Here is a 7,500-nt window from a genome sequence, read left to right as displayed (position 1 = left end):
AACTGGTGCCTTAGTAGACTTTTTAAATTTACCCAAAATGCTAGAAAAAATATATGAATTTATTCATGATGAGGGATTACGATTACAAAAGGGAAGCTTTGGCCAAGAACTTATCGAAAAAAACTTCAATTTTCTTACTTACATTTATCAATTACTAGATCTTCTCGAACATAATTACAAAAAGATAAGCGTAATCATACCAAACTATAATTATGAAAAATACTTACCTGATCGAATCGAATCAATATTAAACCAAACCTACCCTCTTTACGAACTAATTTTCTTAGACGATGCCTCCACTGATCATAGCGTATCAACATTTAAAGAACTGCTCTCAAAAGAAAATAAGATCCATCTGAAGGTTCAACAGGTTATTAATGATACAAACTCTGGTTCTGTATTTAAACAATGGATAAAAGGCGTCACTGCAGCAACTGGTGATTATATTTGGATTGCAGAGGCCGATGACTTATGCGATAAGACATTTTTACAAGAGGTGATGCAGGGGTTTTATATAAATAACAATATTGCCTTAAGCTATACACAATCAAAACAAATAGACGAACAAGGAAATGTATTGGCTAATCATTATTTAAATTACACAAATGATATCGATGAAGAAAAATGGAAAGCCCCCTATTTTCGAAAAGGCGTCGATGAAATACAAGATACTTTACTTATCAAAAACACTATACCTAATGTCTCGAGTGTAGTTTTTAAAAATATAGATATGAAGAAAACAGAAAAACAGCTAGAAAAGTTCAAAATAGCTGGTGACTGGTTCTTCTATGTTTCTCTTCTTACAGAGGGAGATATTTACTTCAATCCAGCCCCCCTAAACTATCATAGACGACATTTAAATAGCGTAACAAGAACAGAAGATTCATATTCCCATTACAATGAAGTTGTGCAAATGCAAAATTTCATTAAAGAAAGCTTTACTATCGACGACATTTCTAAAATGAAAATGTATACATATAGACAGTATCTTAAAGCATACTTAAAAATTTAAACGTATGCTTTCTCTGCCATCAATATCTCTTGTAAGGCGATATTATTATTTAAGGGGGAATACTCTTTGAAAGACTTTATAGAGGAACATAAAGATTTAATTTCTCAAATCGCACACAGCTACAATGTAAATGCAAGTATCCATCCTGAGGATCATATCTTTCAGTTCATTGTCACTAATCCCGTTTTCCCATCAAAAAAAGAAGCGATAGATTACTATTTTAAAGACGGGCAAAACTCAGCACAAATACTCTTAGACTTAATCACTTCCCTTTATCCTCCTACAGGCAATCCAATCAAATTGTTAGAGTTTGCATCTGGATACGGCTGCGTAACACGTCATTTATTAAATCTACAAGCGAATTTGAGTATAACCGCTTGCGATATACACGAAGAGGCCATTTCCTTTATTGAAAACAAATTAAATAATCCTTCTATATTATCTCATCCTGAGCCCGAACAGTTAAAATTAGACTCCTCTACGTACGATATTGTTTTTTGTCTATCCTTTTTTTCTCATATGCCTGATACAACTTGGTTTCGTTGGCTGCAAACATTGTATAACGCTGTTTCACCTGGTGGTTTATTCATTTTCACAACCCATGGCTATCAAAGTAAAAAATATTTCGGGTTTCCAAATTTAAACGAACATGGCTATTGGTTTCTCTCTTCTAGTGAACAATTCGATTTAGATGTTAATCAGTACGGACAAACAATAGTTAGTCCCTCTTACGTATGTGACAAAATTAAATTACTGCCCCATAACCCAATCATCAAAAAGTATACTGAAGGATTTTGGTGGGAACATCAAGACCTTTGGGTAATAGAAAAAGAAGTAAAATAATAAACCACGCTCTGCTTATATACAAGTAGAGTGTGGTTTATTATTTTTTACTATATAAGAACTCTTCAATCCATAGTTTATTTAATCTAATCCCATTTTTAAAATCTATTTTAGGCTCCCAATTCAATTCTTGTTTTACCTTATCAATATTTAAAATGATTCTTTGAACGTTCTCTTGTTTTTGTTTATAACAGATAAAATCCACTTTTCTTTCTGTTATTTTCTCTAGTTCCACTATAATTCGTTTTAAAGAAAGACCTTTGCCACTCCCTATGTTATATACGCAAGATTTCAATTGATTTAATTGTGCTAGTTGTATAGTAATTTCAACTAAATCATCGATATAAATATAATCTCTAATAATCTCCTCTGGATTCCCATATATATTAATCCTCTCATTACTGAGATGCTGATACAAAAAACAATTTATCGCCCCAACTTTTTTTAAGGGGTTTTGGTATTTTCCATACGGATTAGAATATCTACATACAACATAATCTATTCCATATTTTCTCTTATAAAAATACAAATAATTCTCGAGCGAAACTTTTGTTATTCCATACGGGGAAAGTGGTCTTAATGGATGTTTCTCATCAATAGGCAAATATTCAGGTTCACCATAAACTGTGCCTCCTGAAGAAGCTAATATAATTTTTTTAATACGAAAATCTTTAACACTTTCCATGAAATTAAGAAAAAATAAACTGCTATTAATATCGCCGAAAACATCTTCAATTGAAGTTGCTACGTTAGACGTCGCAGCTAAATAAATAATAATATCTATATTCACTAAAGCCTTATATATATCCTCAACATTTTCTAAATCACCTTTAATAAATTCAACTTCACTTATAATATTTTGAGGGAAATTATTTATATGCCTGGAAAATACTTTTACATTTTGCCCCTGTTTCAATAAACCCAATGCGAGGTTGATACCAATGAAACTATTTCCACCTACTATTAAATAATTATTCTTCCACATAATATCATCTCTCTAGTAATAAATTTTTCTCATCGTCAAACCTAAAAATATAAACAAATAAACTGGATCATTTCGATTATTCATCTTCTTATCATTGTATGTTTGTTATAAATTTTCATTATCTTTATTTTCTATTTTCATTTTGGAATAACTTCCTTATTCAGATTGACTGCAAAAACACTCATAATATTTACTCATCCCCATGAATATATTTAATAAACAATCCTCACTTGTTTAACCCATAAAAAAACTTCTACATACACAAGGTTCTCAAAAAAAGGAGTGCGAAATTCATGAAAAATATAAATCAAGAGCTTTTAAATCATGTAATTCTACATAAAGACCGAATTCCGCATTACCATAAAGACTTTCCCCTTATACTATTTTGGAGTCACAGAAGCGGATGCACCGCATTAGCTAATTGGTTCTTTTTTCAAATTGGATTATTTACTGAAGCAAAGAAATACAATGACTTTATTCATTACTATGAGTTCTGGGTGTATAAGAACAATATAAATTACATACCAGAGTTACAGAATGGTCTTCTAGAAGGTAAAAAGGATGTTTGTAAACTTGTGCGAAATCCCTATACAAGGGCTGTCAGCTCATTTCTATTACTTGCTGACAATCCATACGCTAGCCCCCAATGGGAAAGTATCCGTCATTATTTTTATAATAATAAATATAGTAATCAAGGAATATCATTTAAACAATTTTTATATTACGTTCAGGCATTTGGTTCCAATTCCCTAGCAATAGATATACATTTTAGCCAACAATACGTCCCTGGTGAAGAAAACTTCATCCAATGTTATATTCCTTTAGAAGATTTTAATGCACAAATCACCAAACTAGAACACACGTACGATTTGATAAAATCCAATTTAGCACTTCTTACAAATTCAGATCATCATCGCGCCCACAAGATGATTTATGCAGGGAGCTATGCAGAACTTAGCATTACAGATGAAGCCTTCCCACGATTTCCAACATACGAAAGCTTTTATGATAAAGAAACCATGGATTTAGTTACAGAAATATATGCACAGGACTTTGAAATGTACCCGTACACGAGAGGGATACTTTAAGTCTATACATTTTTCTATGAATAAAAGCTAATGCATCGCATAGCATAAAGTGAAACTTTAATTCGAGTCGGGTTCTCTTCAACTAATTATTCCCTTTTCCTAATCGCTATTTTAAGAGATACCTAACTTTCACCTATTCCCTTTGATTTCGCCGATTGTTGACGTGTATCATACTTTCCATAAATAGATTGCATGTAACATAGGAGTGATGTCGTGTGGAAATCAATTTGAAACACAATAATGGGTACTGCGTTATTTGCGAAAAGAAAGCTACATTTATAGAGCATAATGATTGGCTTAGAGATCATTATTTATGTGCTACATGTAACTCTATCCCAAGGCAGCGAGCTTTAATCCATACTTTACACACATTTTTTCCAAAATGGGATTCCTATAGTATCCACGAATCCTCTCCTGGAGGAATTACAACTCAGCTACTATTAAAAAACTGTAAAAACTATACATATTCTCAATACTTTAAAAACTATCCTCTTGGCCAATACTTTCAAGGAATTAGATGTGAGAACTTAGAAGACATGACTTTTGAAAATGAATCTTTTGATTTATTCATTACTCAAGACGTTTTTGAGCATGTAATGACACCAAACAAAGCCTTTAAAGAAATAGAACGAGTATTAAAACCTGGCGGCGCTCATGTATTTACTGTCCCTTGGTATCATACACTCACAAAAACTGTGCAAAGAGCAAGATTGAATAAAGAGGTGATTGAATATATTGAAGAGCCCATTTATCACGGAAACCCTATTGATGAGAATGGGTCTTTAGTAACGTTCGATTGGGGGCAGGATATGATTGAATATATTTATACACACACGAATATGTATACCATTGTTTATTTACAAAAGGATAGATCACTCGGGTTAGATGCTGAATTTTTACATGTTTTTATTAGTAAAAAGCAAGAAAATAAGGTTTAATCACTATATAATTCGGAGGTTTGACAAATGCATAACTTTAAGTTAGGAAGTGATTTTGATAATCTTGTTAATTCACTATCTGATGTTGAACTTCTAAATTTATTTATACAAAGTTGTTCCCAAACAACGATAAATGGGGTTCCCGTACCTAGGTTTCCTCCTGAAGAAATTCAAAAACAATTTGTAGGTGCTTCCTATGAACATGCTCTTTATGAAGCATATTTGTTTTATAGCTATATAAAACAATACGCCAAGAATTTAGGTGTTCCCGTGAATAAAGAAAGTAAAGTTTTAGACTTCGGCTGCGGATGGGGAAGAATTATACGCTTCTTATTTAAAGATGCCTCTGATCAAAATTTACTTGGCATTGATGTGGATCCTGCGATGATCACACTTTGTAATGAAACACTAGGAAGAGGGATATATAAAACAGCAAGTCCACATCCCCCCTGTAGAATTTATTAGTGACAATTCATTAGATATCATATTCGCTTATTCTGTATTCTCACATTTATCCGAAGAAACTGCTGAAAATTGGATAAAAGAATTTTCAAGAGTTCTTCGCCCTGGTGGAATTTTCATCGCAACAACACAAGCGCGCTATTTTCTTGATTTTTGTCAACAATTCCACGAACATCCTGAATTAATTCAAACAGGATGGCATAAAACTTTATCTCAAGCTTTTCCAGATATACATCGCGCCATCTCGGATTATGAAAACGGAAAATTTGTCCACAGCGCTACTGGTGCAGGGGATGTTAGAAATAGTAGTTTTTACGGAGAAACTGTTATACCTAGGACTTATATTGAAAATCATTATGAGAAATATTTAAAGCTACAAGACTTTTTTGATGATGTAAATCGATTACCACAAGCCCTCTTTGTCCTTCAAAAAATTTAATTCCTTTTATTCAACGTAATACACTTAATTTCATGACGAAAAGCACTTTCTATTTCAGCTATATATCAAATTACCTAATACTCTCTTATTAAGTAAGCTGTAAAAGCAAATTCAATACATGCCATAAAAAAAACAGTAAACAGCTAACATATCTCTTGTTTTAAAATTACTCCACCAAATCAAGAATAACTTCCCAACAATTGAACTACGAAAAACATGAGGGGGATATACTTTGAAAATAATCGCTTTTTACTTACCACAATTCCATCAAATTAAAGAAAATGATCGATGGTGGGGGAAAGGATTTACTGAATGGACAAATACTAAAAGTGCACGACCTTTATTTTCAGGACATTATCAACCGAGGGAACCTTATCAAGATTTTTATTATGACTTAACTAGCCCCTCCGTAAGAAAGTGGCAAGCAGAAATCGCTAAAGCATACGGTATATATGGTTTTTGTTATTATCATTATTGGTTTAAGGGAAAAAGACTATTAGAAACCCCCTTCAATGAGGTACTAAAGATGAAGGAACCTGACTTCCCTTTTTGTCTTTCTTGGGCAAATGAACCATGGACAAAATCTTGGGATGGCCTCGATAAACATATATTAATGCCTCAAGATTACGGAGATATATCTGATTGGAAGGAACACTTTGATTATTTATTACAGGCTTTCCAAGATGAGAGATATATTTATATAGATGATAAACCTCTATTCATTATTTATCGTCCAGGACATATTCCTGATTGTGAAAAAATGCTTAATTACTGGAATGCATTAGCGCGAGAAAATGGTTTAAAAGGCATATACTTTGCTGAAACATTAAACAGTTTTCCACTACCTAATATAAATGGATTCGATGCTAGCATTCAGTTTGAACCTTTCTATACAATTGCCCATGATAGCTCTTCAGACATAAATAAGGTCATATATGATTCTGATATGCAATTGAATGTTTGGGACTACGATAAAGTATGGATGTATATATTACAACGATCGCTCCCAAAGAAAAAAACATTTCCTGGGGCTTTTGTTGATTGGGATAATACTGCACGACGTAAAAACGCAAATAGCAGCATCTTTGTAGGTTCTACCCCTGAAAAGTTCACCATATATTTAAGCAAGCAAATTCATCGTACTTACTCTTTTTACAACAGCGAGTTTTTATTTATTAACGCATGGAATGAGTGGGCGGAAGGAACTTACTTAGAACCAGATAAAAAATATGGATTTTCTTATTTAGAAGGAGTTAAAAATGCAATTGATAGAGGTATGAAAGCATACAAAAAAGACGAGTCATTCTGACTCGTCTTAAAGTTGCTTGGCGACGTCCTACTCTCACAGGGACAAGGTCCCAACTACCATCGGCGCTAGAGAGCTTAACTTCCGTGTTCGGTATGGGAACGGGTGTGACCTCTCTGCCATCATCACCAAACTATGAAGGCATATTCCTTCAAAACTAGATAACATTGCTACATATTATATGGTTAAGTCCTCGATCTATTAGTATTCGTCAGCTCCACATGTCACCATGCTTCCACCTCGAACCTATCAACCTGATCATCTTTCAGGGATCTTACTAGCTTACGCTATGGGAAATCTCATCTTGAGGGGGGCTTCATGCTTAGATGCTTTCAGCACTTATCCCTTCCGCACATAGCTACCCAGCTATGCCCTTGGCAGAACAACTGGTACACCAGCGGTGCGTCCATCCCGGTCCTCTCGTACT

The 7,500-nt window shown here is 33.5% G+C and carries 6 protein-coding genes, 2 rRNA genes and 1 pseudogene (2 of these 9 cut by a window edge); 6 read left to right on the top strand and 3 right to left on the bottom strand.

Features of this window, described 5'->3' with window-relative positions; translation table 11 throughout:
* Together ACUXVC_RS01630 and ACUXVC_RS01625 are read left to right on the top strand one after the other, a co-directional pair.
* Positions 1–1,012, top strand: the 3' portion of a protein-coding gene (locus tag ACUXVC_RS01630; protein ID WP_144465885.1) for a glycosyltransferase. Its footprint begins 920 nt before the window's first position; the window shows 1,012 of its 1,932 coding nt (coding positions 921–1,932); the start codon falls outside the window, past its left edge; the stop codon is at positions 1,010–1,012.
* A gap of 66 nt (positions 1,013–1,078) precedes the next feature.
* Positions 1,079–1,855 (top strand): class I SAM-dependent methyltransferase, encoded by a 777-nt coding sequence (locus tag ACUXVC_RS01625; protein ID WP_053565455.1) that lies wholly within the window; start codon positions 1,079–1,081, stop codon positions 1,853–1,855.
* 40 nt (positions 1,856–1,895) lie between these two features.
* Here the strand turns inward: ACUXVC_RS01625 and ACUXVC_RS01620 are convergent, their stop codons facing one another.
* Complete coding sequence (locus tag ACUXVC_RS01620; protein ID WP_098128113.1) at positions 1,896–2,840, bottom strand: NAD-dependent epimerase/dehydratase family protein; 945 nt, start codon at positions 2,838–2,840, stop codon at positions 1,896–1,898.
* A 293-nt stretch (positions 2,841–3,133) separates the two neighbouring features.
* On the opposite strand from ACUXVC_RS01620, the gene ACUXVC_RS01615 reads away from it, so the two are divergent.
* The 4 genes and pseudogenes from ACUXVC_RS01615 (at position 3,134) to ACUXVC_RS01600 (ending at position 7,076) form a co-directional block, all read left to right on the top strand.
* Positions 3,134–3,928: a sulfotransferase family 2 domain-containing protein gene (locus ACUXVC_RS01615; protein ID WP_095691506.1), complete on the top strand. Its 795-nt coding sequence runs from the start codon at positions 3,134–3,136 to the stop codon at positions 3,926–3,928.
* Between the two features lie 215 nt (positions 3,929–4,143).
* The gene (locus tag ACUXVC_RS01610) at positions 4,144–4,866 is read left to right on the top strand and encodes a class I SAM-dependent methyltransferase (RefSeq protein ID WP_340784942.1); all 723 of its coding nucleotides are present in this window, start codon (positions 4,144–4,146) and stop codon (positions 4,864–4,866) included.
* 27 nt (positions 4,867–4,893) lie between these two features.
* Positions 4,894–5,767: pseudogene (locus ACUXVC_RS01605) on the top strand (methyltransferase).
* Between the two features lie 232 nt (positions 5,768–5,999).
* On the top strand, positions 6,000–7,076 hold the full coding sequence (locus ACUXVC_RS01600) for a glycosyltransferase WbsX family protein (protein ID WP_023520896.1): 1,077 nt from the start codon (positions 6,000–6,002) through the stop codon (positions 7,074–7,076).
* 14 nt (positions 7,077–7,090) lie between these two features.
* Here ACUXVC_RS01600 and rrf read toward each other — a convergent pair.
* Together rrf and ACUXVC_RS01590 are read right to left on the bottom strand one after the other, a co-directional pair.
* A 5S ribosomal RNA gene (rrf, locus tag ACUXVC_RS01595) occupies positions 7,091–7,206 on the bottom strand.
* Between the two features lie 48 nt (positions 7,207–7,254).
* A 23S ribosomal RNA gene (locus ACUXVC_RS01590) occupies positions 7,255–7,500 on the bottom strand (it continues 2,676 nt past the right edge of the window).

It is taken from the genome of Bacillus sp. N6, assembly GCF_052805735.1.
The sequence above is the reverse complement of the archived record's forward strand: the minus strand, read 5'-3'. Positions and strand labels throughout refer to the sequence as shown.

Excerpts from the sequence above, each read along its gene's own strand:
- ACUXVC_RS01620 (WP_098128113.1), bottom strand. The coding sequence starts at position 2,840 with ATGTGGAAGAATAATTATTTAATAGTAGGTGGAAATAGTTTCATTGGT.
- ACUXVC_RS01615 (WP_095691506.1), top strand. The coding sequence starts at position 3,134 with ATGAAAAATATAAATCAAGAGCTTTTAAATCATGTAATTCTACATAAA.